Raw genomic sequence first — 24,857 nt, 5'->3', positions numbered from 1 at the left:
CGCATGCACGTGCCGGTCCAGGCCATCGACCGCGAAATCTGGCGCCACAGCGTTGCGTCCGAAGGCACACGGCTGATCCCCGAGGAGACGCCGCTGGCGCTGACCTACAATGGCGGCACCTACGCCGTCATGATGGGGACGCCGCAAAACCTCGAGGACTTCGCAGTCGGCTTCAGCCTCAGCGAAGGCATCGTCAGATCGGTCGACGACATCCGGTCGCTCGAAATAGTCCGCCTCGACGACGGCATCGAGCTGCGCATGTGGCTTGCGCCGGACCAAGCCGCGCGCATCAGCGAACGGCGGCGTCATATCGCCGGCCCGACCGGCTGCGGCATCTGCGGCATCGAGTCCATTGCAGAAGCCGTGCGGCCTGCGGCCGTCGTGCCGCCGGGGCAGAACTTCACGCCCGAGCAGATCATGACGGCGATGCAGGCCATCGCACCGCTGCAATCGATCAACATGCAAACCCGCGCCGTTCACGCCGCCGCGTTCTGGTCTCCTGCCGGCAACATCGTAGCGCTGCGCGAGGATGTCGGCCGCCACAACGCGCTTGACAAGCTTGCCGGTGCGCTGGCGCGCAGCCGGACGGATGCGCGCGGCGGCATGGTGCTGCTGACGAGCCGCGTCTCGGTCGAGATGGTGCAGAAGACCGCCGCGATAGGCGCCCCGCTGATGGTCGCGGTCTCCGCGCCGACCGCGCTCGCGGTCCGCACCGCGGAAGCCGCCGGCATCACGCTGATCGCCATTGCCCGGCAAGACGGGTTCGAAGTGTTTACGCATGGCGGCCGCATCGTCGCCTGCCATGCCACGGAGGTTGCCGATGTCGCCTGACCGCCTGATCTACATGGCCAACCAGATCGGCAGGTTCTTCCAGAGCCAGGGCCACGACAAGGCCGTGCCGGGAATCGCCGAGCATATCAAGAAGTTCTGGGATCCCCGGATGAAGCGCGCGATCTTCGCCCATCTCGACGCCGGCGGCGTGGGCCTGGAGCCCAATGTCCGCGAGGCCCTCACCTCGCTGAAGCCGGCGACGTCCCTTCCAGCAACGCCCTGAACACGCGCCGCACCTCGCTCTGCGTCTCCTTCACACGCGCCTCCAGCGACGAGAAATCCGGCGCGTCGCCGGCACGCGCCATCACGCGTTGGAGATCGGTGCCGGCGGTTTCCGGCTTGAAGCGGTCGCTGACGCAGAGCCGCAGGATCTGCGTCAGGTCGTGATAGAGCCGCGCCGCGGCACGCAGGATCTCGGCCTCCGACTGCGGCAGCACGCCGAGCCTCGCCGCATTGTCCAGCACCTGAAGCGTGCTGACGTCGAGAATATCCGGCTTGTGATGGGCATGCACGAGCTGGAGATATTGCGCGATGAAATCGATGTCGATCATGCCGCCGGCGGCATATTTGAGATCCCAATAGTCGGTCTCGCCCTTCTCCTGCGCGATCGCGCGCCGCATGTCGGCGACGTCGTTGGCGATGGTGGCAGGATCGCGGCGGCGGGTCAGGACATCGCGGATGACGCCCGCGATCCGCTCGCCGAATTCAGCCGATGCCGACACCACGCGGGCACGCGTCAGTGCCATGTGCTCCCAGGTCCAGGCCTCGTTGGCCTGATAATCCGCGAAGGAGGCAAGGCTCGAGGCCACCGGGCCGGCCCGCCCCGACGGGCGCAGCCGCATGTCGATCTCATAGAGCACGCCGTAATTGGTGCGCGTCGTGAAGGCGCTGATCAGGCGCTGGGTGAAGCGCGCGAAATAATGCGCGCCCTGAAGCGATTTCGGCCCGTCCGAGTCCGGATTCTCGCTGTCGAAATCGTACAGCAGGATCAGGTCGAGATCGGACGACGCGGTCATTTCGCGGCTGCCGAGCCGGCCCATCGCGATGATCGCCGTCTCCTGCCCCTTGATCCGGCCGTGCTGGGCGGCAAAGCGATCGGCAACGAGGTCATGCACTGTGTGGACGACGCCTTCGGCGACGTCGGCAAAGGCCGTGCTCGCCTGCTGCGCCGAGACCGTGCCGGAGAGGATGCGCGTGCCGATCAGGAACAGGCTCTCCTGCCCGAACAGGCGCAGGCGATCGAGGAATTCCTCATATGAGGCGGCATCCTGCACGGTGGCGGCGAGCCGCCCGGACAATTCCCGCCTGTCCGGCATCGCGCCGAAGAAGCGCGGATCGATCAACCCATCCATGAGCTGCGGCTGCCGCGCCAGCATCTCGCCGAGCCGCGGCGCCGCGCCCAGCACCAGCGCCACGAGCGCGACGAGATCGCGGTTCTGGCCAAGCAGCGTGATCAGCCGGCCGCCACGCTGGAGCGCCCCAAGGAATTGATCGAACGCCACGACGGCGCGGTCCGGCTCCTCGGCGAGGGCGAGGCCGTCGATCAGGGCCGGCACGAATTCGATGAAGGCGCTTCGCGTCGCCTCGTTGCGGAACACGCGATAGTCGCCCGTGATCCAGTCTCGCACGGTCTGCGCCACGGCGGCAGGCTTCTTGAAACCGAGCGTCGTCAGGTGCTGGAACAGGCGCGGATCGTCGGGACCTGCACTGTAGTCGAGCGCCGGCAGCTTTGCCGTGCCGGTCGGGTCATCGCCCTCGAACAGCTTCTCGTAGTGCCCCTGCACGATCTCGAGCTGCCGCAGCAGGTCGCGCGCAAAGGCCTCGCGATCCGGATAGCCGAAGAACCGGGCAAAGCGCTCGACCGCTTCCCTGTCGTCGGGCAGCGCATGGGTCTGCTCGTCGGCGACCATCTGGAGGCGATGCTCGACCCGGCGCAGGAATTCGTACGCCCTGGCGAGCTCGTCGCGCGCCGCAAGGGTGATCCAGTTGCTGCTGGCGAGCACATCGAGCGCGGCGAGCGTCGGCCGCACCCGCAATTCCGGATGGCGGCCGCCGGCGATCAGCTGCTGGGTCTGCGCGAAAAACTCGATCTCGCGGATGCCGCCGCGGCCGACCTTGACGTTGTGGCCTTCGACCGCGACCTCACTCTGGCCGCGATAGGTCTGCATCTGCCGCTTCATGTCGTGGACGTCGGCAAGCGCGGCGAAGTCGAGATGCTTGCGCCAGACGAAGGGGGCGATCTCGGCGAGCAGCGCCTCGCCTGCCCTGGCATCGCCGGCACAGGCGCGCGCCTTGATCATCGCGGCGCGTTCCCAGGTGCGCCCTTCCCGCTCGTAGTAATGCAGCGCGGCGTCCCGTGAGATCGCCACCTGCGTCGAGGACGGATCGGGGCGCAGGCGCAGATCGACGCGGAAGACATAGCCGTCATAGGTACGCTGCTGGAGAATGCGCGCCATGCCTTGCGTCACGCGGACGAAAAACGGCTGCGGCTCGATATCCGGCGCCAGCGTCGTGGCGTCAGGGTCGAAGAACACGATGAGGTCGATGTCGCTGGAATAGTTCAGCTCGCCCGCCCCCATCTTGCCCATCGCGAGCACGATCAGGCCGCAGCCCTCTTCCGGTGCCTCGGGATTAGGCGGGAAAAGCTTTCCTCGTGCGGCTTCCTGCCGCAGCAGGTACTGGAGCGCCGCCTGCACGGAGGAGACCGCGACATCGGTCAGCGCCGACGTCACCCGCATCACCGGCCATACCCCGCCGATGTCGCACAACGCGGTCAGGAGCGCCGCCTCCGCCTTCATGCGGCGAAGCAGCCGCATCACCTCGGCCTCGTCAGGTGCCGCGAGCACCGCGCCCCTCGCCTCCGCGATCAGTGCGGCGAGATGAGTATCCGGATCGCATTCGAGCAGCCGGATCAGGCGCAGCGGATCGGCGCGCACCAGATCGAACAGATAGGGCGAGAATTCCGCGATGCCGACGAGGATATTCCGGCCGAAGGGCTGAACCAGCAGCGCTTCGAGACGAGCCGATTGTGCCGGCTCGAGCTCGGCCAGCCAGCTTTCAAAACGTCGTTCGTCGGTTGTGGAAGCGGCAATATGGGGAGCCTCCGCGAAGCGTGCGGCCAGGCTCTCACCATGCTTGTCCGCGTTTCCCGGCGCGGAGTGGTTCATGCCACCTTCTGTGGCACATCCGGTATTGGAGGAGCAACCCTGTCGCCCGCGCCCGCGCGCGCCGGCAGCACCAGCGTGGCGACGAGGCCGGGATGGGCATCGCCCAGCCGCAATTCTCCGCCATGGAGCGTCGCAACTGCGGAGGCAAGGCTGAGGCCGAGGCCGGAGCCCGGCAGCGTGCGGCTAGCTTCAAGCCGGACGAATCGTTCGACAGCATGTTTGCGGTCGGCTTCCGGAATACCGGGGCCGCGATCGGTGACGCTCAGCAGCACCTGGTCGCCCTCGCGCTTCGCCTCGATCATGATCTGCCCAGAGTCCATGCTGACCACGGTTCCGCCGGCCTGCGTGACCGGCTTGCCGTATTTGATGGCATTCTCGACCAGATTGGCGAGCGCCTGGCTGATCAGCTCACGGTTGCCGTGAACCGGCGTCGGATCGGCCTTGACCTTCAGGGTCATGCCGTCGTCTTCGGCGAGCGGCTCGTAGAGCTCGTGGATGCCGCCCGCGACATCGGCGGCGTCGAAATCGTCCATGTTGCCGCGCGCCTGGCCGGACTCGGCGCGCGCGATCATCAGCAGCGCGTTGAAGGTGCGGATCAGCCCGTCGGATTCCTCGATGGTCCGCTCCAGCGCGGCGCGGTAGTCGGCCTCGCAGCCCGATTTCGCCAACGCCTCCTCGGCGCGGTTGCGCAAGCGTGTCAGCGGCGTCTTGAGATCGTGGGCGATATTGTCGGAGACCTCCTTCAGCCCCGCCATCAGCGCCTCGATGCGCTCCAGCATGGCATTGAGGTTTTCGGCGAGGCGGTCGAGCTCGTCGCCGCTGCGCCCCACCGGCAGGCGCTCGCTGAGATCGCCGGTCATGATGCGGTGCGCCGTGCCGCTCATCGCGTCGATGCGCCTGAGCACTCTGCGCGCGACGAAGACGCCGCCGCCGAGCCCGAGCACGACCACGATCAGGACTGACCATTGCGCGGCCTTGGCGACGATGCCGAACAGACGACGCCGCTCGGCGAGGTCGCGGCCGATCAGCAGCCGGAAGCCGTTTTCGAGTTCGGTGACGCGCACGAGCGCGCGGTGATCGCGCTCGTCGGCGTCCTCGATCCGCCGATAGGCCGTCTCGGTCCAGCCGCGCGTTGCCATCACGCCCGGCGCCAGCGAGCCGACATTGCCGGCCACCGCCTGCCCCGTCGGCGTCGTCACGAGGTAAAGATTGGCACCCGGCCGCAGCGCCCGATACTCGATCGCGCGCACGAGGCCGACGAGGCCGCGGCGGCCGTAGATCTCGTTGATCTCCGAGGTCTCGGCATTCACCGTCTGCGTGATTTCCTCGGTGATGAGCCGCCGCGTATTCCAGGCGAAATAGGCGAGCAGCGAGGCTGCGAAAATCGCGAACAGAAACAGGTAGACTAGCGTCAGCCGGAATGCCGTGGTGCGGATCAGTTTACCGAATGCCGTCACGGATCATATACCCGGCGCCGCGGATCGTGTGCAGCAGCGGCCGCTCAAAACCCTTGTCGATCTTGGAGCGCAGCCGCGAAATGTGCACGTCGATCACGTTGGTCTGCGGATCGAAATGATAGTCCCAGACGTTCTCCAACAGCATGGTGCGCGTCACCACCTGGCCGGCGTGCTTCATGAGGTATTCGAGCAGGCGGAATTCGCGCGGCTGAAGCGTCAATTCGTCCTTGCCGCGGGCGACGCGATGGGAGAGCCGGTCGAGCTCGAGATCGCCGACACGATAGAGCGTGTCCTCCGCCGGGCCGCCGCGGCGGCGCGACAGCACCTCGACCCGCGCCAGGAGCTCGGCGAAGGAATAGGGCTTGGGCAGATAGTCGTCGCCGCCGGCGCGCAGGCCCTTGATGCGGTCGTCGACCTGCCCGAGCGCGGAGAGAATCAGCACCGGCGCGGTGTTGCCCTTGTCGCGCAGCGCGCCGATCAACGACAAGCCGTCGCGCTTGGGCAGCATGCGGTCGACCACCAGCACGTCGTAGTCCCCGTTCTCGGCCATGGCGAGGCCTTCCTCGCCGTCGGGGGCGTGGTCGGCAATGTGTCCGACTTCGCGAAACGCCTTCACGAGGTAGTCGGCGGATTCGCGGTCGTCTTCAATGATGAGGAGGCGCATCGTGCGTTCGGCGGCGGTCAAGGAGGTCACCTTCTCTAAACATGGCGCGAGCGGCAATCGCATGCAAGCCGAGTGGGAGAGTCTCGGGTCGAGAAAAAGGCGGGCGGTGAAGCTGGGGGGACCTCACCGCCCTAGGCCTTCCGACGGAGGGGGGCGTAATTCCACCGGAAGGTAGATTGGGGAAGCGAATGTTACGCTGCTCCCCCGAAGGGCGCCGGCGGCTGGGGCGACTGATGCCGGCGACACCCTTCATTGCGTAGCCTCCTGACGCTTACCCCTTGGCGAGGGGAATCGCGACGAAGCGCGACTGGCCGCCGCTCTTCACGCGCATCAGGACGCTGTTCTTGTTGTCGGTCCGCGCCGTGTTGATGGCCTCGCGGACATCGCCGGCGGTGCTCACGCTCTTGCCGCCGACTTCGAGAATCACGTCGCCTTCCTTGAACCCGCGTTCGGCCGCGGCGCTCTTCGGATCGACTTCGGTAACCACGACGCCTTCCTTACCGGCGCCGGCCACGGAGTTCGCGGGCGCAACGGTCATGCCGAGCTTGGGCACGTCGGTGCCCTTGGTCGCGCCCTTGCCGCTGTCGTTATCGGTATCGGCCTTGGCCTCGACCGTGTTCGGCAGCTGGCCGAGGGTGAGGTTCACGACCTTGTCCTGGCCCTTGTGCAGCACGTTGAGCTTCACGATCGCACCGGGCGCCATGCCGCCGATGGTGCGGGCGAGCTCGCGGGCGTCCTTGACGGATTCGCCGTTGACCGAGGTGATCACGTCGCCGGACTCGATGCCGGCCTTCGCCGCCGGACCGTTCGCCTGCGGCTCCGCCACCAGCGCCCCTTCGGCCTTCTTCATGCCGAGGCTGTCGGCGATATCCGACGTCACCGGCTGAATCTGCACGCCGATCCAGCCGCGGCTGACCGAACCCTTGTCCTTGAGCTGGGCAACAACCGTCTTCACGGTGTTGGCCGGGATCGAGAACGCGATGCCGACACTGCCGCCGGAGGGCGAGTAGATCGCGGTGTTGACGCCCATCACCTCGCCGTCGGTGTTGAAGGCCGGACCGCCGGAATTGCCCTTGTTCACGGGCGCGTCGATCTGGATGAAATCGTCATAGGGACCGTTGCCGATGTCGCGGCCGCTGGCCGAGACGATGCCCGCGGTCACGGTGCCGCCGAGACCGAAGGGATTGCCGACTGCGAGCACCCAGTCGCCGATCCGCGGCTTGCCGTCGGCAAGCTTTGCGAACGGGAAGTTCGAGCCGCCCTCGACCTTGATCAGGGCAAGGTCGGTGCGCTGGTCGGTGCCGATCACCTTGGCGGTATAGGTCTTGCCGTCGTCGGTGGTGACCTCGACCTTGTCGGCGCCGTCGACCACGTGGTTGTTGGTCACGGCAAAGCCGTCAGCCGAGATGAAGAAGCCGGAACCCTGGCCCTGCACGACGCGGCCACGGCCGCCCTTCATGCCCGGGATGCCATCCGGACCGCCGAAGCGCCGGAAGAAGCGCTCCATCGGCGAGCCCGGCTGGAACGGCGAGGAGGAATCGTCGCCGTCATCGTTGCTCGCGGTCTTTTCCTTGATGTTGACCTTCACAGAGATCACCGACGGCTTCACGCGCTCGACGATGTCGGCGAAGCCGACCGGGCGTTCAACCTTCCGGACCTCGTTGTTGACCTGCGCATGCGCCGGGCTCGAGAACAGGTCGGCCGGCGACACGGACGGGCTGAAGCCGTAGACGGCTGCGCCGAAGCCGGCGACGACCGAGGCCATCAGCGCGATCTTGCGCGCGGAGAAGACCGACCGGCGCGGCTGCCGGTAGGACGGAAGGTTCGAAAGGTCGGGACGTTCGGTCATGCAGAGCTCTCCAAGGCCTTGAAATCCATTTGGTGCGGGATGGCAGCACCTTACGGACCTGAAGATGGGGGCTCGCGCCTTACCGTGCGCTGGCGGCGGGGTTAAACTTTCGTAATGAAGGGGCGGCGTTGATGCGGCAGTTTAGCGCAGACCGAAAGTTGTGGTCTTACAGGAACTTATTCGAGTTCCGGTGACCGCCTCCCCGGCGAGGTTTTAGGCGACCTCAGCTTGCCCTGACGCTGACGATGAACTCGTCGACTTCACGCTTCAGGGTCTCGGCCTGCTGCGACAGATCGACGGCAGAATCCCGGGCCTCGGCCGCCATGCGACCGGTCTCGGCGGAGGTCGAGGTGATCTGGGCGATGTGGTTGGACACGTCGAGCGTGCCGCGCGCGGCGTCCTGGACGCTGCGCGAGATGTCCTGGGTGGCGTTGCGCTGCTGGGCAGTGTCGACCTCGATGCCGGACATGATCGACGAGATCTCCGACAGCGTCTTCGAGATGCCGTCGATCGCCCCGCGCGTCTCCGCGGTGATGCCCTGGATGCTGGCGACATGGGAGGTGATCTCCTCCGTCGCCTTGCTGGTCTGGTGCGCGAGGCTCTTCACCTCGGAGGCGACGACGGCAAACCCCTTGCCGGCCTCCCCCGCCCGCGCCGCCTCGATGGTGGCGTTGAGCGCCAAAAGGTTGGTCTGCGATGCGATCGCCTGCACGAGCTGCACGACCTCGCCGATCTTGTCGGCGGCGTCCGACAGCGTGTGGATGGTGTCGCGGCTCTTCTCGGCTTGCGCCGCCGCGCCCTCGGCGCGCTGGGTCGCATCGGTGACGCGTCGGCTGATCGTGCCGATCGAATTCGTCATCTCCTCGGCGGAACCCGCGACCGTCTGCACGCTGGCGCTGGCCTGGCTCGCTCCGCTCGCCACCGCATTGGCCTTGGTGCTGGTGTCGTTGGCCGTCCGCGACAGCGTCTCGGCATTGCTCTTCAGATGCACGGCCGACGAGGCCACGCTATCGACGACGCTGGCAACGAGATCGTTGAAGCGCTTGATCCGGGCGTCCAGGAATTTCGACCGCTCGGCCTGGTGCTGCGCTTCACGCAATTGCTGCTCGGTGAGGCGGCGCCGTTCGAGCCCGTTGGTCTTGAAGACCTCCAGCGCGCCGGCGAGCAGGCCGATTTCGTTGGTGCCGCCGAGCCCCGGCACGGGGGTTTCGAACTTCTGGTCGGCGACCTCGCGCATGGCATGCACGATCGCCGCCAACGGACTGAGGATGCCGTTGCGCACCGCAAACCAGGTCGTGAGGCAGATCGCGCAGGCGACGACCGCGATCACGCCGCAGGCGATCAGGAAATACGAGAATGCGGCCTGTGCCTGCTGGTAGATCTGCATCGCGTGATCGCGTGCGGGCCCGCTCAGCGCAGCAAAGTCCGACGACAGGCTGGTGATCTCGTTGTTGAGATAGAGCACCGCGACGAATCCGGTGCCGCCGCCGATGCCCAGCAGGAACAATAATGCAGCGACAACGGCGCCGACCAGGAAGCGGATCGTCAGATTGCTGTTCGCGAACATCGGGGAACTCAGAGTCTGGAATCAAATCTCGGGACAAGCTTCCAGACAAAGGTCAACATAGCATGAAACACCCGGCGGCGGCCGGCAGATTACGTATCAATACGTAGCCGGGAGGATTTCACGTCGCTAGGACGATTTGGCCTCGTCCGACATCAATGCCGCGAGTCTCGCCTCTTCATCGGGCGTGAGCGGCGGCGCAGGTAGGTCTGCACCGCTCCGCGAGCGACGCCGGATTTGCAGCCACAGCGCCAGGCCACCGCCGGTCAGCAGCAGGGGGCCGAGCAGCCACAGCAGCAAGGTCTGCCGCTCGAAGCGCGGCTTGAGCAGCACGAACTCGCCATAGCGCGCGACCAGGAAGTCGAGCACCTGCGAGTTGCTGTCGCCGGCCGCGATGCGCTCGCGCACCAGGAGCCGCAGGTCGCGCGCCAGCGGCGCATCGGAATCGTCGATCGACTGGTTCTGGCAGACCATGCAACGCAGCTCGCGCGACAGGTCGCGCGCGCGCGTCTCCTTCGCCGGATCCGACATGATCTCGTCGGGCTGCACGGCATGCACCGCGGGCGAAGCCAGCAGCGCAAGCGCGACGAACGCGGCCATCATCCGGCGCATCGGATCACTCCGCCGGCTGCAGGCGCTGCTTGGCCCGCGCCGGTTTTGGCGCGCCGACCCGCAGGCGGCGATCGGACAGCGACAGCACGCCGCCGAAGGCCATCAGCACCGGACCCCACCAGATCAGCAGCACCAGCGGCTTGTGATAGATGCGCACGGCAATCGCGCCCTCGGCATTGGCATCGCCCAGCGAGATGTAGAGCTGGCTCGCCCCGCGGGTCAGCAGCGCGGCCTCCGTGGTGGAGGAGCCGCGGGTGGTGAAGCTGCGCTTGGACGGCGTCATGACGCTCAGTGTCTCACCGTCGCGGCTGACGTTGAACTCGGCGATCATCTCGCGGTAGTTCGGGCCCTGACGCTGAAACAACCCGTCGAGCTTCACGTCGTAGCCGGCGACATGGGCGACGTCGCTCCGCTTCATCGTCGCGATATATTCGCTGTTCCAGGTGGTCTCGCAGACGATCCCGATCAGCGCGACGCCGAGGCCGGCATGCGCCAATGCCGCGCCCCAGGCCGAGCGTGGCAGGCCGCGCGCCCGCTGCAGCGCTGTTGCGAGCGGCAGACGAACCAGGCCCGTCCGCTCGACCAGATCGGTGACGGCGCCGGCGATGACGAAGACGCCAAGTCCGATCGCGAGCGGTGCGAGCGCGCTGCCGCCACGCGTCCAGGCCCAGACGATCGCGACTACAACGAGCCCGGCAACGCCGGCCGCGAGCAGCCGCTGGGTGACGCCGAGCAGATCGCCGCGCTTCCACGCCAGCATCGGCCCGAACGGCACGGCGAGCAGCAACAGGGCAAACAGCGGTGCGAAGGTGAGGTTGTAGAACGGCGCGCCAACCGACATCTTGAAGTCGGCGAGCATCTCCATCGCCAGCGGATAGAGCGTGCCGAACAGCACGACCGCGCAGGCGACGGTCAGCAGCAGATTGTTCAGCACCAGCGCGCCCTCACGCGAGATCGGCGCGAACAGGCCGCCCTGCTTCAACGATGTCGCGCGGCCTGCGAACAGCGACAGGCTGCCGCCGATGAACAGGCAGAGGATCAGCAGAATGAACACGCCGCGGGTCGGATCGGTGGCAAAGGCATGCACGGAGGTGATGACGCCCGAGCGCACCAGGAAGGTGCCGAGCAGCGATAGCGAGAAGGTCAGGATCGACAGCAGGATGGTCCAGACCTTCAGCGCGTTGCGCTTCTCCATCACCAGCGCCGAATGGAGCAGCGCCGTCCCGGCAAGCCACGGCATCAGCGAGGCGTTCTCGACCGGATCCCAGAACCACCAGCCGCCCCAGCCGAGCTCGTAATAGGCCCAGTAGGAGCCCATCGCGATGCCGAGCGTCAGGAAGATCCACGCGACCAGCGTCCACGGCCGCACCCAGCGCGCCCAGGCGGCGTCGATCCGCCCCTCCATCAGCGCCGCGATGGCAAAGGAGAACGAGATCGAGAATCCGACATAGCCGAGATAGAGCATCGGCGGATGCACGGCGAGACCGATGTCCTGCAGCACGGGATTGAGATCGCGTCCCTCGATCGGCGGGTTGGCGATACGCAGGAACGGGTTCGAGGTCACCAGGATGAAGAGATAGAAGGCACTGGCGATCCAGGCCTGCACCGCGAGCACATGCGCGCGCAGCGACAGCGGAAGATTGTTGCCGAACGCCGCGACCAATCCGCCGAACAGCGCCAGGATCGACACCCACAGCAGCATCGAGCCTTCATGGTTTCCCCAGACGCCGGTGATCTTGTAGAGCAGCGGCTTCATCGAATGCGAATTCTCGTAGACGTTGGCGACGGAGAAATCCGAATTCACATGCAGCATCACCAGCGCCACGAACGAGGCGCCGACGAACAGCAGCTGCGCCAGCGCGGTGGAGCGCGCCACGCTCATCAGCGCATCGTCGCGCAGCCGCGCGCCGATCAACGGCACGATGGATTGGATCAGTGCCAGCCCGAGCGCCAGCACCAGCGCGTAATGCCCGGATTCCGCGATCACCGCACCGCTCCTTGCGGGTTGCCCTGTGCTGTCGTGGCCGCAGGCTTGACGCCATCAGAAGCCTTGCCGCCGTAATCGTCCTTCCAGTGCCCCTGCTTCTTCAGGGCATCTGCGACGTCCTTGGGCATGTAGGTCTCGTCGTGCTTGGCAAGCACCGTGTCGGCCTTGAACACGCCGTTAGCATCGAGCGCGCCTTCGGCGACAACGCCCTGCCCTTCGCGGAACAGGTCGGGCAGGATGCCCTTGTAGGCGACCGGCAGCTTGGCGTTGCCGTCGGCGACCTCGAAGCTTACCGCGAGATTGTCGCCACGCTGGAGCGAGCCCGGCTGCACCAGGCCGCCGAGGCGAAACCGCTTGCCGGCCTGAACGTGCTTCTCGGCGACCATGGTCGGGGTCGAGAAGAACACGATGGAGTCGCGCAGCGCGTTGAGCACCAGCGCGGCGGCGAGCGCGAGCACGGCGAGTGAGCCGCCGATGATGGTCATGCGTCGCTGCTTGCGGGTCATGGCGTATCCGTTCTCTCGTCTCGTCCTGACATCGTCATCCGTCGAGCCCGAGAGTTTTGAGGCCTTCATTGAGCTGGCGGAGCCGTTCGGTATCCTTGGCGACCGCTTGACGGGCATCGCTCGACGCGCCGACCGCCTTGTCGCGATCGCCCATCACGAGATAGGCACGCACGAGGCGCAGCCAACCCTCGACGTCGTCGCTGTTCTGCTTCAAGCGCGTCGCCAGTCGCTCGACCATGCCGCGGACCATGGCGCCGCGATCGCCCTCGCTCATGTCCTTCGATGCGGCGATCGTCTCATCGGACAGTGCCGGCATCGTGCCGCCGCCGACCCGCACCAGCGAGGACTGCACCAGGGGCCGCCACGGCGCATCCGCCGGAGCCTTGGCCAGCAGCGCGCGCCAGATGGTGGCGGCATCGTCCTTGCGGCCGTCCTGCTCGGCGGCGAGACCGAGGAAGTAGTTCGCCTTGGGATCGTCTGCGTTCAGGGCATGCGCCCGTTCGAACTCGGTCTTGGCCTCGGCGGTCACCACGCCGCCCGCAGCGGCCGAGATTGCTTCGCCGAGATCGGATCTGCGCTCCGGGCTCTCACCATTGTAGGTAATCGAGTTGCGATAGGCCCGCACCGCATCGTCGAAGCGGCCGAGCCGCTCCAGCACCGGCGCGAGCACGTTCCAGCCGCGTCCATCGGTCGGATTCTTTTCCAGATGTTGCTCGACCTGCACGACGAGGTTCTCCAGAGATCCCGCCATGCCGGAGCCGGACCCGCGCTCCCGCTGCGCCAGCGGAAAGTCCTGAAGCCGGGGTGAGCCGAGCGGCATGTAGACGCCGATCGCAACGAGCGGCAGACCGACAAGCGCCAGCACCGCTGCCGCGCGGCGCCATTTGAGGCTCGATTTGGGCTCCGACACAGGCTCGCTGCCGGCGGCAGCGAGCAGCCTGCGGCTGATCTCGACACGCGCAGCCTCGGCTTCAGGCGCAGCGATCAGTCCCGAGGCAAGGTCTCGCTCGATCTCGGTCAACTGGTCCTTGTAGACGACGACCTCGCTGCCCTGATTTTGCGCGCGCGCGCTGCGGCCGAGCGGCCAGAGCACGGCGAAAATCGCCGCGACCGTCATCAGCGCGAACACGAACCATAACGTCATCTGGCAAGCTTCCGGCAGCGCGCCACCCGCGCCCATAGGTGGCTTTACACCACGGCCGGACGATGCGGCAATTGACAATTGTCAATTCGGCGCGACCGGCCACAGCCCCGAAACGGCGAAAATCCAACGGCTTAGCCGATCTCGAAGTCCACACTTCGAGCCGCGTCCTCGCCGTGACCGTTGAGGGCCTTCAGGAAGTATGTTCCCGGCTCGATGGCGTCAGGCAATCTGATGCGCAACGCTCCGACCGGAACCGGAGATGCAACCCTCGTGACCGTCTCAGGCAGTTGCCGACCGCTTGCCTTCTCGACCAGCACCACCTTCGCGCCGACCATCAGCCTTTGATATTTGGCAACAATGACGCGGTTCTCGATTTCGATGGAGCTGATAACGGGTTTCATGCGCCCACAAATAGAAATTCCCCGGACTTGCATCGGGACCGTAGGGCCCGTCACCGACAGCGTCAACCACAAATTGTGATCACAAAAATATGCGCTTGAATCAGCTTGCGCGCGACGATTTGCGCTCGCCCGTGAGTGCGTTCTCCGCGGCGCGGCTCATCAGCGAGGCGTAGTCATCGCCGAACAGCACCTGGCAGAAGCGAATCGCAGCCTGCACCTGCTGTTGCCGATAGGTGCGGACCTTGAGATCGGCGGCGCGCAGCGACTGCACCAGCTGCTCGGTCGAGCGCTCGACATATTGCTGCAGGTCGGAATAGGTGCGCAGCGTCACCTCGTTGATCGCGAGCTCGCTGGCGTAGTTGCGGCAGGTCGCGACGAAATCGATCAGCGCCGCGGTTTCCTCCACCTCGGTGCTGTCGATCCGCGCGCCCGGCGGAATGTCCTTCTCGGGGCGCTGGCGCAGGATCCGGCGAACGCGGCCGGGAACGCTGTCGATCTCGGATTGCAGCGCATTGGAGATATCGGCCCGGATCGAGGTCAGTTGCTTGCCCCAGGCGGAATCGTTGCGCAGGTCGAGCTCGGTGCGCAGGCCGCGCACACCGTCGTGCAGCGCCTTGAGATTGTCGGCGACGTTGTCGAACTGGCCGCGCTTGATGTCCATGCGCAGGATCGCGGCGACGCAGGACAAATCGTGCAGGGCGATCGTGACGGCGACGCCATAGGGCGTTGCCGCCACGCGGATCTCGTCGTCCGATGCGGCAATCTTGATGGCGAGGCGGATGATCTGCCACGGCGCGGTCATGCGCTGCACGACGATCGACAGCGCGAAGGGCAGCATCTGCGGCGTCTGGAGGACGGGGATGTTGAGCGCCGACGTCACCGAGGCGATCTGGGAGTCGCCGAAGGCGCGCAGGAAGCGCGGCAGCTTCTCGTTCAGGGTGGCGATGGCCTCTCGGACCTGGAGTACCGCTCCGACCGAATAGAGGTCCTCGATCACGTTGGGCGGGCCGACGCGGGCCAGCGCGCGCGACTTGTCGCCGCCGCCCGGCCCCGTCAATTGGAAGATGGCGTCCGCAGCCACCGCCTGGAGCTTCTGGGCGAGCGCTTCGACCTGCCCCGCACTGTCAGCGGCCGGCATGCGCGCCAGCGCCGCCTCGAATTCGTTCAGCTTGTCCGGAGCACCGTCACGGCCGAGCCATTGCCAGATCGGATGCAGCGAGGAGCGGCGGATCTGTCCGACCCGGATCGGGGCGCCCGCCTCGACGAGGAACGGTTCCAGCACCTGGAACAGGAGCCGCGACAGGTCGTCCGTCCGCGGGGGTGGGGTTTCGTCGGCCTCCGTCTTGCGGACGATCCTGCGCAGCTGCTCGAGCACGAGGGTCGCCACAGCCATGTCCTGGCCGCGCTCGAGCGCGCGCTCGAACTCCCGCATCAGCAGCGCCTGCGACTGCGGCGGGAGCTGCGCGAGATATTCCCTCAGCCGCTCGATCGATGTCTGGCTCATGCGCCCAGGTAATGCACGGTAAAGTGGCGGACATGGGATGCGTCCGAGCGCGATCATAGAAGGCTGCGCCTTAAGAAGCCGTTGAGGACGTTGGCCCGAATCCTCCCGTTTGCTTGCGGATCGGCCGTCCCGGAACCAAAAAATCCTGTTGAAACAAAGGATTATATTCCGGGGAGGACCAACTCGGCCCGCAAGCCGCCGATTGGCGCGGCGCCGAGGGAGAGGCTGCCGCCATAGAGCGCGGCAAGGTCGACCACGATGGAAAGCCCGAGCCCCGAGCCGGGCTTGGACTCGTCGAGCCGCTGGCCTCGCCGGGAGACCTGGGTGCGCTCCGCCTCCGACAGGCCGCGGCCGTCGTCGTCGACAATGATCCTCAGGCGCGGACCGGCGCCGGCCTTATGCGGCACTTCCACCAGCACCTCGATGAAGACCCGGGAGGCCGCCCATTTGCAGGCATTGTCGACGAGATTGCCGACCATCTCCTCCAGATCCTGCCGCTCGCCCCGGAATTTTGCCGACGGATCGGCCTTGGCCTCGACCATGATGCCGCGGTCGCGGTGGATCTTCTCCATCGTCCGCCGCAGCGCCTCGATGGCGGGTGCCACCTCCGTCACGGTCGCGACGACCGAGACGCGCGCGGCGATGCGCGCCCGCTCCAGGTGATGGGCGACCTGGTCGCGCATCACGTCCGCCTGCTCCATCACCTTGGCCGCGAACGGATCGGCAGCGTGAACGCCGGCTTCGTTGACGATGACCGAAAGCGGCGTCTTGATCGCATGGGCGAGATTGCCGACATGGGTGCGCGCGCGCTCGACGATCTCGCGATTGGCATCGATCAGCGCGTTTGTCTCGCGCGCGAGCGGCGCGATCTCGACCGGGAATTCGCCCTCGAGCCGCTCTGCCCGCCCGGAGCGAATGTCGGCGATCGACTCCGAGATGCGCTTGAGCGGCGCGAGGCCGAAGCGGACCTGGAACACCGTGGTCAGGAGCAGCACGATGCCGAGCGCGGTGAAGGTGCCGCCGAGGTAATAGTCGAAGCTGCGCGTCTCGTCGAAAATCTCGCTGTCGTCGCCGGCGACGCTGACCAGATATTTGCCGTCGGCGCCGAGATCGACCGGCCGTTCCACCATCCGCAGGTTCTGCCCCTCGGGACCATCGACATAGCCGAGCCGGATGCCGGCGGCGGTGAGCTCGGCACCGTGCTCCTCCAGCTTCGGCAGCTTCTTGTCCCAGAGCGAGCGCGAGGAGCGCACCTCCGGCTTTTCGGTGTCGGTGCGCGTGATCTGCCAATACCAGCCGGACAGCGGCAGCTCGAACAGGGGCTCGCCGAGCGACTGGAACTGGCGGTCCGGGGGCTCGTCCGGGGTCGCGACCTCCGCGATCAGCGTGCGGAGATAGAGATTGAGCCGGCGGTCGAAGGCGCGTTCGGTCGCGTTCTTGTAGACCGACGACAGCACCACGCCGGTGATGGCCAGGATCACCACGAGCCACGCCGTCGCCGACAGGAACAGGCGGTTGGCAAGCGAGCTAGCGGGCATCGGAACGATCCCGGGAGGCGCAGGATGGCAGGGCGTCGGACGTCATAACCGGACCAAGGCCCCCTGTTCGGCCTCCCGTCAAGCCCGCAACGCCTCAGGCGCCCGGAGCGGGCGGCGGGGTCAGGAGATAGCCGAGGCCGCGGACGGTCTGGATGATGTCGACGTCGAGCTTCTTGCGAATACGGCCGACGAAGACCTCGATGGTGTTGGAGTCGCGGTCGAAGTCCTGGTCGTAGAGATGCTCGACCAGCTCGGTGCGGGAGACCACGCGTCCGGAATGGTGCATCAGGTAGGCCAGAAGCCGATATTCGTGCGAGGTCATCTTGACGGGATTGCCGGACACGCTGACCCGGCCGGTCCTGGTGTCGAGCGTGACCGGGCCGCAGCTGAGTTCGCTCTGGGCATGGCCGGTGGAACGGCGCAGCAGCGCGCGGATGCGCGCCAGCACCTCCTCGAGATGGAACGGCTTTGCGACATAGTCGTCGGCGCCGGCATCGAAGCCCTGGACCTTGTCGCTCCAGCGGTCGCGCGCGGTGAGGATCAGGACCGGCATGGTGCGGCCGTTGCGGCGCCAGGCCTCCAGCACCGAGATGCCGTCCTTCTTCGGCAGGCCGATGTCGAGTACGACGGCATCGTACGGCTCGTTGTCGCCGAGATAGTGCCCCTCCTCCCCGTCGAAGGCGCGGTCGACGACATAGCCGGCGTCCGTCAGCGCCTTGGTGAGCTGGCGATTGAGATCGGGGTCGTCCTCAACAACGAGCAGGCGCACGCTTCTCTCCAAAGATAGGCCGCATGAACAACAGCCTCAGATGAGCAATTCCGGCGTGAACTGAATATGAACGCGGGGAACCGGCCGCGTTACTTTTTGGTCATATACGCCCTGTCACGCGCCGACGCGACTGCGCCCGCCAGGCTGCCGGACGAGCCGGCGGCATGGCGGGCGCAATGTGCCGCGTTACGCGGCGAGTCGGAAGGCCCGGGACGTTCGGATCCGGCCGTCAGGTCCGGAAGAATACGAACCAGATGACGGCGAGGATCAGGATCGCGAGCCCGGTCGAGATGGCGAGCAGCGCGGCCACCGACGGCCCGGGTTCGCCCTGGCGCGCCTCGGTTGCAGTTTCGACGATCTGATGCTGGTCTCGCGTGGTTGCCATGATGCCCTCAATCTCTGCGTGTCGCCTCCGATGACCGCGACCGCCTCACGGCCCTGTGTCCTGAGGCAACGCCCGATCCGATACGATGTTCCGGCTTTTGCCGCGGGCTCGGGCAGCAACCGGACGCGGGGCGGCTGGTTAACGCAGTTGCAAGATTCCGCACCGCGCCGTGTTTGATTCGGTGTTCCCCGATGGTATCCTCATAAGTCTGTCCCCGTTGCGTTTGGAGTAGCCCATGGCCCCCCGCGCCAATTGGAAGGGTTTTTTGCGTTTGTCGCTCGTGACCTGCCCGGTCGCGCTCTATCCGGCCACTTCGGATACCGAGAAGGTCTCCTTCAACCAGATCAACCGCAAGACCGGCCACCGGATCAAGTACCTCAAGGTCGACGCCGAGACCGGTGACGAGGTGACCTCCGAGGACATCGTCAAGGGCTACAAGGTCGACACCGACACCTATATCGAGGTCACCAAGGACGAGCTCGACGAGATCGCGCTCGACTCGACGCACACGATCGAGATCGACGAATTCGTGCCGAAGGCCGACATCGACAATCGCTATCTGATCCGCCCCTATTATCTCGTGCCGGACGGCAAGGTCGGCCACGACGCCTTTGCGGTGATCCGCGAGACCATCCGCAGCATGGACAAGGTCGCGATCGGCCGCGTGGTGCTGACCAACCGCGAGCACATCATCGCACTGGAGCCGCTCGAGAGCGGCCTGATGGGCACGCTGCTGCGCTACCCCTACGAGGTCCGCAGCGAGAAGGAATATTTCGACGACATCCAGGACGTGAAGCTGACGAAGGACATGCTCGACCTTGCAAAACACATCGTCGAGAAGAAGTCCGGAGCGTTCGAGCCCGAGCTGTTCGAGGACCATTACGAGGCCGCGCTGATCGATCTCATCAACAAGAAGCGCTCGGGCGCCCCGATCGCGGCCAAAGCGGCGCCGAAGACGGGCGGCAACGTCATCAACCTGATGGACGCTCTCAAGAAGAGCCTCGCGAGCGAGAAGGACGCAGCTCCGATCGCGAAGGTCGTCAAGGAGACCGTCAAGGGCAAGAAGCCGAAGAAGCGCGTCGAAGGCCAGCGCGAGATGCTGCTGCCGATCGCCGGCAAGGGCGGCAAGGAAGCTGCGGCGAAAACGGCCCCCAAGGAAGCCTCGAAGAAGGCCGACAAGCCGGTGCGCGCGCCGGCGCGGGCGAAGAAGGCCGGTTAGCGGCACGCCGCTTACGATCGCGCCGTGATGTCTCCCCTCGCCCGTCGGCCGGCCTGACATGCCCTGGTCGGCGGCGTTCGACGATCCGATCTCGCTGCGCAACGGGCGCAAGCTGCGGACGCTGCAACAGGCGGCCGATCACATCATGCAGCTGCCCGAGGACGCGCAGCACGCGAGCCACTGGCAGACCGCGATCGAGACCCTGATCCACGCGGCCGAGACGGGCGGCGGCTGGACGATGTTCGCCCGCATCGCGATGTTGCGGGCGCTGAACGCGGACGTCAGTCGCAAGTAAGCCCCACCTGACGCGGCGGCGCCTTGCAGCATTCGCCCTCCCTCGCGCCGCCGAGACATAGCCTCAACAATCGGTTAAGCGGCGCCATCGCCTTCGGCGCTCGCCGGCGAGGCACCAAGTAATCCTACGGAAGACAAAATTAACCCTCGATTCCCATTGCGCACCACAAGGTCGCGCGGTCGATTGAACCAGGGTTTGCACGCGGTGCAGCAGCAGGACGCCAGAAAGAACTACATCGGCCTCGTGAACGACACGAGCGAGGACAAGCGCCTTGCAGACAGCGCGGCGCGGTCACAGCCGCGCGTCATGAGCTATCTGGTCGGACGCCTCGCAGCGGCGCTGAGACGCCCTGGCAAGACCACCCCTGGACGCGCGATCAAGTCCTGAAAGCGACGACGCCGTCAAATCCACCCGAGTTGGGTGACGAAACCTTAAGTCAATGAATGCCAGCATATAAGGCCTGAGGTCGGGACCGCCCCGCCAGCACTTTGACGCGCGCCCTGCGAAATTTAGTGAATCAATTTACCATTCCGAAAACGGCGCCAGCCTACGTTGGACGGATGAACGGGAGTTGACGATGGCATTGCTCAAGTCCTTTCTTGCCGATGAAAGTGCAGCCACCGCTATCGAGTATTGCCTGATTGCCGCCGGCATCGCGCTCGTGATCGTCACGGTCGTGAACAACACGGGCAGCGCGCTCCTGAACAACAAGTTCAACTCGATCGACGCGGCCACGAAGTAGGCCGCATGCCCCGGCCCGAAGTCATCTTCTGACATCGGCGAGACCGTGCCGGCACGCAAGGCCTGCCGGCGTGGCAGACCATGATCTGGGTCAACAGCACCAAGGCGGCGACGGCTAAGCATGGAGGCCGAGCTTCCTCCCTGCCGGCCCGTCCATGCACCCAGACCTCCCCCACTCCCAACTGAAGATCCGCCGCGTTCGCCTCGATACCGGCCGCGAGAACGTCGTCGTCATCTCCAGGCAATCGAAGGCGCTGCGCGCAGAGATCTTCCGCGGCTTCAGCCGCGTCGAGCTCCGTCTCAACGGCAAGGTGCTGCTGGCGACGCTGCTGATCACTGACGACGACACTTTGGCCGCCCAGGACGAGATCGGCCTCTCCGAGCCCGCATTCCGCCGTTTCGCCGAACCGGTCGGCACGCTGGTCGCGGTGACGCCCGCCACGCCACCGGAGAGCCTTGAAGCGGTGCGTGCGAAGATCCGCGGGCGAACCTTGAGCCAGGCGGAGATCGGCGCGATCATCAACGACCTCGCGCATTATCGCTACTCCGACATGGAGATCGCCGCCTTCCTGATCGGTTCGGCGAGCTTCATCACCAGCGACGAGCTCCTGGCCCTCACCGGGGCGATGGCCCAGGCCGGCACCCAACTGGTGTGGCCGGACCCTGTGGTCGTCGACAAGCACTGCATCGGCGGCATTCCCGGCAATCGCACCTCGATGGTGGTGGTGCCGATCGTCGCCGCGCACGGCCTGCCGATCCCCAAGACCTCCTCGCGCGCCATCACCTCGCCCGCCGGCACCGCCGACACGATGGAGGTTCTGGCGCGGGTGAATGTCGGTGTCGAGGAGATGAAGGCGATCGTCTCGTCCTGTAACGGCTGCCTGATCTGGGGCGGCCACGTGAACCTGTCGCCGGCCGACGACGTCCTGATCTCGGTCGAGCGACCGCTGAGCCTCGATACTCGCGAGCAGATGGTCGCCTCCATCATGTCCAAGAAGATCGCGGCGGGCTCGACGCATCTGCTGATCGACATTCCGGTCGGGCCGACCGCGAAGGTCACCGGCGCCGTCGAGGCGATGCGGCTGCGAAAGCTGTTCGAATTCGTCGGCGACCGGTTCGGCCGCACGGTCGAAGTGATCACGACCGACGGCCGCCAGCCGATCGGCAACGGCATCGGGCCGGTGCTCGAGGCCAACGACGTGATGGCGGTGCTCGGTAACGATAAGGATGCCCCGCGCGACCTGCGCGAGAAATCACTGCGGCTCGCCGCCCATCTCTTGGAATACGATCCGAAGCTGCGCGGCGGCGCGGGCTACGCACGGGCGCGCGAATTGCTCGACAGCGGCGCGGCGCTGAAGCAGATGCAGAAGATCATCGACGCCCAGGGCCCGTCGACATGCAGCACCGAACTGGGATCGCTCAGCTTCGACATCAAGGCGGCGCATGACGGCACGGTGTCCGCGATCGACTGTCTGCGGTTGAACCGGCTCGCCCGCACCGCCGGCGCGCCGCTCGACAAGGGCGCCGGCATCCGCCTGTTCAAGAAGATCGGCGACCACGTCGAGCAGGGCGAGCCGCTCTACCGCGTCTACGCCTTCGATCAGCCGGAGCATGATCTCGCAGCCTCCGCCGCAGCGGCAGGGAACGGCTACGCCGTCGATGGTCACGACGCGCTCCCGAGCAAGACGGCGTCGTGAGCATGATCGCGTTCCAGACCCTGCCGTTCGGCACCGAGGCGGCGAAGCGTCTCGCGGCGCGGCTTGGGCTTGCCTCCGACGAGATGACCCTGCACCGCTTCCCGGACGGCGAGCTGCGCGTCACGGTCGCGCCCGCAGCCGACACCACCATCCTCTATGCCGCGCTCGATCAACCCAACGACAAGCTGATCGCCCTGCTGTTCGCCGCAGAGGCGCTGCGTCGCGGCGGCGCAAAGCGGCTGGTCCTGGTCGCGCCCTATCTGTGCTACATGCGGCAGGACATTGCGTTTCATGCGGGCGAGGCCATCAGCCAGCGCGCCATGGGCACTCTGCTTGCGACGATCGTCGACCGCGTCGTCACCGTGGATGCGCACCTGCACCGCACCCCCGACATCGCCGCCGTGTTTCCCGGCATCGAGGCCGAGAACCTGTCCGCGATGCCCGCGATTGCGAACGCGCTTGTCGCGGCCGGCATCGATCCCGCGACCGTCGTGATCGGCCCCGACGCCGAATCCGAGCCCTGGGTGAGAGACCTCGCGGGACGGCTGGACTTGCAGCACACGGTCGCGCGAAAGCTCCGGCGCGGCGATCGCTCCGTTGAGATCGATTTTGCCGACGCCGCCCTGCTCGCGGGACGGCCGGCGCTGATGGTCGACGACATCGTCTCCTCCGGGACGACGCTGATGGTCGCGGCGAAAACATTGCGAGCGATGGGCGCAAGCGCTGTCGATTCGGTCGTGACGCACGCGTTGTTTCCACCCGCGATGAGCGCGGCATTCGCCGACGCAGGCATCCGCTCCATTCGCTCGAGCGACAGCGTGCCACATCCGACCAACGCGATCGCGCTCGACGAAATTCTGGCCGCGGCTCTCAAGCGCGAGCTCAACACGATACTTCCGCCGGAGACAACGACATGAGCGTGACTGTTCGATTCTGCGGCGCCGCCCGCACCGTGACCGGCTCGAGCTACCTGTTCCAGACCGCGACCGGGCGCTTCCTGGTCGACTGCGGCCTGTTCCAGGGACAGAAGACGCTCAAGGCACTCAATTACGGCGCCTTTCCCTTCCGCCCCGCCGACATCCAGGCGGTGCTGCTCACGCACGCCCATATCGACCACAGCGGGCTGCTGCCGAAACTCATGCGCGAGGGTTTTGACGGACCGATCCTGGCGACGCGCGGCACCATCGACCTCTGCTCCTGGATGCTGCCGGACGCCGGCAGCATCCAGGAGTCCGAGGTCACGCAGCTCAACCGGCGCAACGCGGCACGCGGTCGGAACGAGGTCGAACCGATCTACACGCAGGCCGATGCGGTCACCTCGCTGCAATCGTTCCGCCCGGTCGACTATGAGCGCTGGGCCGACGTGATCCCCGGCGTTCGCGCGCGCTACTGGAACGCCGGCCACCTGCTCGGCTCCGCCTCGATCGAGCTGGAATTCGGCCAGGACGGGCGGGAACGTCCGTTGCGCGTCCTGCTCTCGGGCGACGTCGGGCCGGAAGCTAAACTGCTCCAGCCCGATCCCGAGGCGCCGGTGGACCTCGACTACGTCATCTGCGAATCCACCTATGGCGACCGCGTGCGCCCCGTCACCACGCCCGAGCAGCGCCGGCAGCATCTCGCAAGCGAGATCCGCGATGCCGCCGCGGCCAAGGGTGCCCTGCTCATCCCCGCCTTCGCGGTCGAGCGGACCCAGGAGCTGATCGTCGACATCGTCCACCTGATGGAGCGCGGCGAAGTTCCGGCAGCGCCGATCTTTCTGGATTCCCCGCTCGCGATCCATGCCACCGAAGTCTTCCGCGAGCATGCCGCGAGCCTCGATCCCGGCGTCGACGTCGACCGCCTGCTCAACTCGCCGCATCTCAAATTCACCGAGACGGTTGCCGAGAGCAAGGCGATCATGCGCCTGACCGGCTTTCACATCATCATCGCCGCCAGCGGAATGTGCGACGCGGGCCGCATCCGCCATCACCTCAAGCGCTGGCTGTGGAACGAGCGCGCGACTGTGCTCCTCTCCGGCTTCCAGGCGCACGGCACGCTCGGCCGCTTCCTCCAGGACGGCGCCAAGGCCGTGCGGATCCAGGGCGACGAGATCAGGGTCGCTGCGCGCATCCGGATGATCGACGAATATTCCGGACATGCCGACGCCGCCGGCATCGCCGGCTGGATCGCGGCACGCCGCCCGATCGCCCGCGGCCTGTTCCTCACCCACGGCGAGCAGGATGCAATCGCCGGGCTTGCCGAACGGCTGGGCGAACGCATTGTCCCGGCCGCAAAGATCTATCAGCCGGTGCTCGACGACATCTACGAGCTCGAGGCGCCCGAGCCGCGCGTGCTCGACGTCGACCATCGCCGCCGGCTGGCGCCCGAGGCCGTCACGCATCTCGACTGGCACAACGAAATGTCGGAGCTGATGCTCGACATCAGCGACAAGGTCGCAGCCGCCGCCGACGACCGCGCCCGCGGCGTCATCATCCGCAGGCTGCGGCGCGCGCTGCAGGAGAATGAGTAGAGCGACGCGGAATGTCGC

At 66.4% G+C, this 24,857-nt stretch carries 23 protein-coding genes; 9 read left to right on the top strand and 14 right to left on the bottom strand.

The features are described 5' to 3' along the window. Positions 1–3: 3 nt before the first annotated feature. Both fdhD and BJA_RS15545 read left to right on the top strand, forming a co-directional pair. Complete coding sequence (gene fdhD / locus BJA_RS15550; protein ID WP_011085919.1) at positions 4–831, top strand: formate dehydrogenase accessory sulfurtransferase FdhD; 828 nt, start codon at positions 4–6, stop codon at positions 829–831. Next, complete coding sequence (locus tag BJA_RS15545) at positions 821–1,054, top strand: formate dehydrogenase subunit delta (RefSeq protein WP_038965706.1); 234 nt, start codon at positions 821–823, stop codon at positions 1,052–1,054. The genes fdhD and BJA_RS15545 overlap by 11 nt, the downstream gene beginning before the upstream one ends. Here the strand turns inward: BJA_RS15545 and BJA_RS15540 are convergent. From BJA_RS15540 to BJA_RS42265, 14 genes are all read right to left on the bottom strand, one after another. Then, complete coding sequence (locus BJA_RS15540; RefSeq protein WP_011085917.1) at positions 1,011–3,998, bottom strand: bifunctional [glutamine synthetase] adenylyltransferase/[glutamine synthetase]-adenylyl-L-tyrosine phosphorylase; 2,988 nt, start codon at positions 3,996–3,998, stop codon at positions 1,011–1,013. The two genes, BJA_RS15545 and BJA_RS15540, sit on opposite strands and share 44 nt — an antisense overlap. After that, entirely contained in the window at positions 3,995–5,455 is a 1,461-nt protein-coding gene (locus tag BJA_RS15535) for a sensor histidine kinase (RefSeq protein ID WP_011085916.1), read from the bottom strand. The genes BJA_RS15540 and BJA_RS15535 overlap by 4 nt, the downstream gene beginning before the upstream one ends. After that, positions 5,439–6,119 (bottom strand): response regulator transcription factor, encoded by a 681-nt coding sequence (locus BJA_RS15530; RefSeq protein ID WP_038965709.1) that lies wholly within the window; start codon positions 6,117–6,119, stop codon positions 5,439–5,441. The genes BJA_RS15535 and BJA_RS15530 overlap by 17 nt, the downstream gene beginning before the upstream one ends. A 271-nt stretch (positions 6,120–6,390) precedes the next feature. Further along, positions 6,391–7,968 carry a Do family serine endopeptidase gene (locus BJA_RS15525; RefSeq protein WP_011085914.1) on the bottom strand — a complete coding sequence of 526 codons (1,578 nt, stop codon included), beginning with the start codon at positions 7,966–7,968 and terminating at the stop codon, positions 6,391–6,393. A 223-nt stretch (positions 7,969–8,191) separates the two neighbouring features. Next, positions 8,192–9,535, bottom strand: coding sequence for a methyl-accepting chemotaxis protein (locus tag BJA_RS15520; RefSeq protein WP_011085913.1), 1,344 nt, complete (start codon positions 9,533–9,535; stop codon positions 8,192–8,194). A gap of 126 nt (positions 9,536–9,661) precedes the next feature. Further along, positions 9,662–10,144: a cytochrome c-type biogenesis protein gene (locus BJA_RS15515; protein ID WP_011085912.1), complete on the bottom strand. Its 483-nt coding sequence runs from the start codon at positions 10,142–10,144 to the stop codon at positions 9,662–9,664. A 4-nt stretch (positions 10,145–10,148) separates the two neighbouring features. Further along, complete coding sequence (locus BJA_RS15510; RefSeq protein ID WP_011085911.1) at positions 10,149–12,131, bottom strand: heme lyase CcmF/NrfE family subunit; 1,983 nt, start codon at positions 12,129–12,131, stop codon at positions 10,149–10,151. Beyond that, complete coding sequence (ccmE, locus tag BJA_RS15505) at positions 12,128–12,637, bottom strand: cytochrome c maturation protein CcmE (protein WP_011085910.1); 510 nt, start codon at positions 12,635–12,637, stop codon at positions 12,128–12,130. The genes BJA_RS15510 and ccmE overlap by 4 nt, the downstream gene beginning before the upstream one ends. A gap of 34 nt (positions 12,638–12,671) precedes the next feature. Next, on the bottom strand, positions 12,672–13,781 hold the full coding sequence (gene ccmI, locus BJA_RS15500; RefSeq protein WP_011085909.1) for a c-type cytochrome biogenesis protein CcmI: 1,110 nt from the start codon (positions 13,779–13,781) through the stop codon (positions 12,672–12,674). Between the two features lie 131 nt (positions 13,782–13,912). Next, positions 13,913–14,182: a hypothetical protein gene (locus BJA_RS15495; RefSeq protein WP_028172238.1), complete on the bottom strand. Its 270-nt coding sequence runs from the start codon at positions 14,180–14,182 to the stop codon at positions 13,913–13,915. 100 nt (positions 14,183–14,282) lie between these two features. Then, positions 14,283–15,686 carry a hypothetical protein gene (locus BJA_RS15490; RefSeq protein WP_038965713.1) on the bottom strand — a complete coding sequence of 468 codons (1,404 nt, stop codon included), beginning with the start codon at positions 15,684–15,686 and terminating at the stop codon, positions 14,283–14,285. A gap of 161 nt (positions 15,687–15,847) precedes the next feature. Then, positions 15,848–17,224, bottom strand: coding sequence for a sensor histidine kinase (locus tag BJA_RS15485; protein WP_011085906.1), 1,377 nt, complete (start codon positions 17,222–17,224; stop codon positions 15,848–15,850). Positions 17,225–17,318: 94 nt separating this feature from the next. Further along, positions 17,319–17,993 (bottom strand): response regulator transcription factor, encoded by a 675-nt coding sequence (locus BJA_RS15480; protein WP_011085905.1) that lies wholly within the window; start codon positions 17,991–17,993, stop codon positions 17,319–17,321. A 229-nt stretch (positions 17,994–18,222) separates the two neighbouring features. Continuing rightward, positions 18,223–18,378 (bottom strand): hypothetical protein, encoded by a 156-nt coding sequence (locus BJA_RS42265; RefSeq protein WP_165448146.1) that lies wholly within the window; start codon positions 18,376–18,378, stop codon positions 18,223–18,225. Between the two features lie 235 nt (positions 18,379–18,613). Here BJA_RS42265 and BJA_RS15475 point away from each other — a divergent pair, with 235 nt between their 5' ends. The 7 genes from BJA_RS15475 to BJA_RS15445 all read left to right on the top strand — a co-directional run bounded on the left by BJA_RS15475 (position 18,614) and on the right by BJA_RS15445 (position 24,839). Continuing rightward, on the top strand, positions 18,614–19,597 hold the full coding sequence (locus BJA_RS15475) for a Ku protein (protein ID WP_011085904.1): 984 nt from the start codon (positions 18,614–18,616) through the stop codon (positions 19,595–19,597). A 58-nt stretch (positions 19,598–19,655) separates the two neighbouring features. Continuing rightward, the gene (locus tag BJA_RS15470; RefSeq protein WP_028172241.1) at positions 19,656–19,892 is read left to right on the top strand and encodes a hypothetical protein; all 237 of its coding nucleotides are present in this window, start codon (positions 19,656–19,658) and stop codon (positions 19,890–19,892) included. A 183-nt stretch (positions 19,893–20,075) separates the two neighbouring features. Next, on the top strand, positions 20,076–20,279 hold the full coding sequence (locus tag BJA_RS15465) for a hypothetical protein (RefSeq protein ID WP_236842206.1): 204 nt from the start codon (positions 20,076–20,078) through the stop codon (positions 20,277–20,279). Between the two features lie 190 nt (positions 20,280–20,469). Continuing rightward, entirely contained in the window at positions 20,470–20,634 is a 165-nt protein-coding gene (locus BJA_RS15460) for a Flp family type IVb pilin (RefSeq protein ID WP_011085902.1), read from the top strand. A gap of 154 nt (positions 20,635–20,788) precedes the next feature. Beyond that, positions 20,789–22,330, top strand: coding sequence for a thymidine phosphorylase family protein (locus BJA_RS15455; RefSeq protein WP_011085901.1), 1,542 nt, complete (start codon positions 20,789–20,791; stop codon positions 22,328–22,330). Then, positions 22,327–23,247 carry a ribose-phosphate pyrophosphokinase gene (locus tag BJA_RS15450; protein WP_011085900.1) on the top strand — a complete coding sequence of 307 codons (921 nt, stop codon included), beginning with the start codon at positions 22,327–22,329 and terminating at the stop codon, positions 23,245–23,247. The genes BJA_RS15455 and BJA_RS15450 overlap by 4 nt, the downstream gene beginning before the upstream one ends. Then, a complete protein-coding gene (locus BJA_RS15445) occupies positions 23,244–24,839 on the top strand; it encodes an MBL fold metallo-hydrolase (RefSeq protein WP_011085899.1) in 1,596 nt (531 codons plus the stop codon). Before BJA_RS15450 ends, BJA_RS15445 begins: the two co-directional genes overlap by 4 nt. Positions 24,840–24,857 lie beyond the last annotated feature (18 nt).

The organism is Bradyrhizobium diazoefficiens USDA 110 (genome assembly GCF_000011365.1).
Taxonomy (GTDB): Bacteria; Pseudomonadota; Alphaproteobacteria; order Rhizobiales; family Xanthobacteraceae; genus Bradyrhizobium; species Bradyrhizobium diazoefficiens.
Note: the sequence above shows the minus strand (reverse complement) of the source record. Positions and strands in the feature narration are given on the sequence as shown.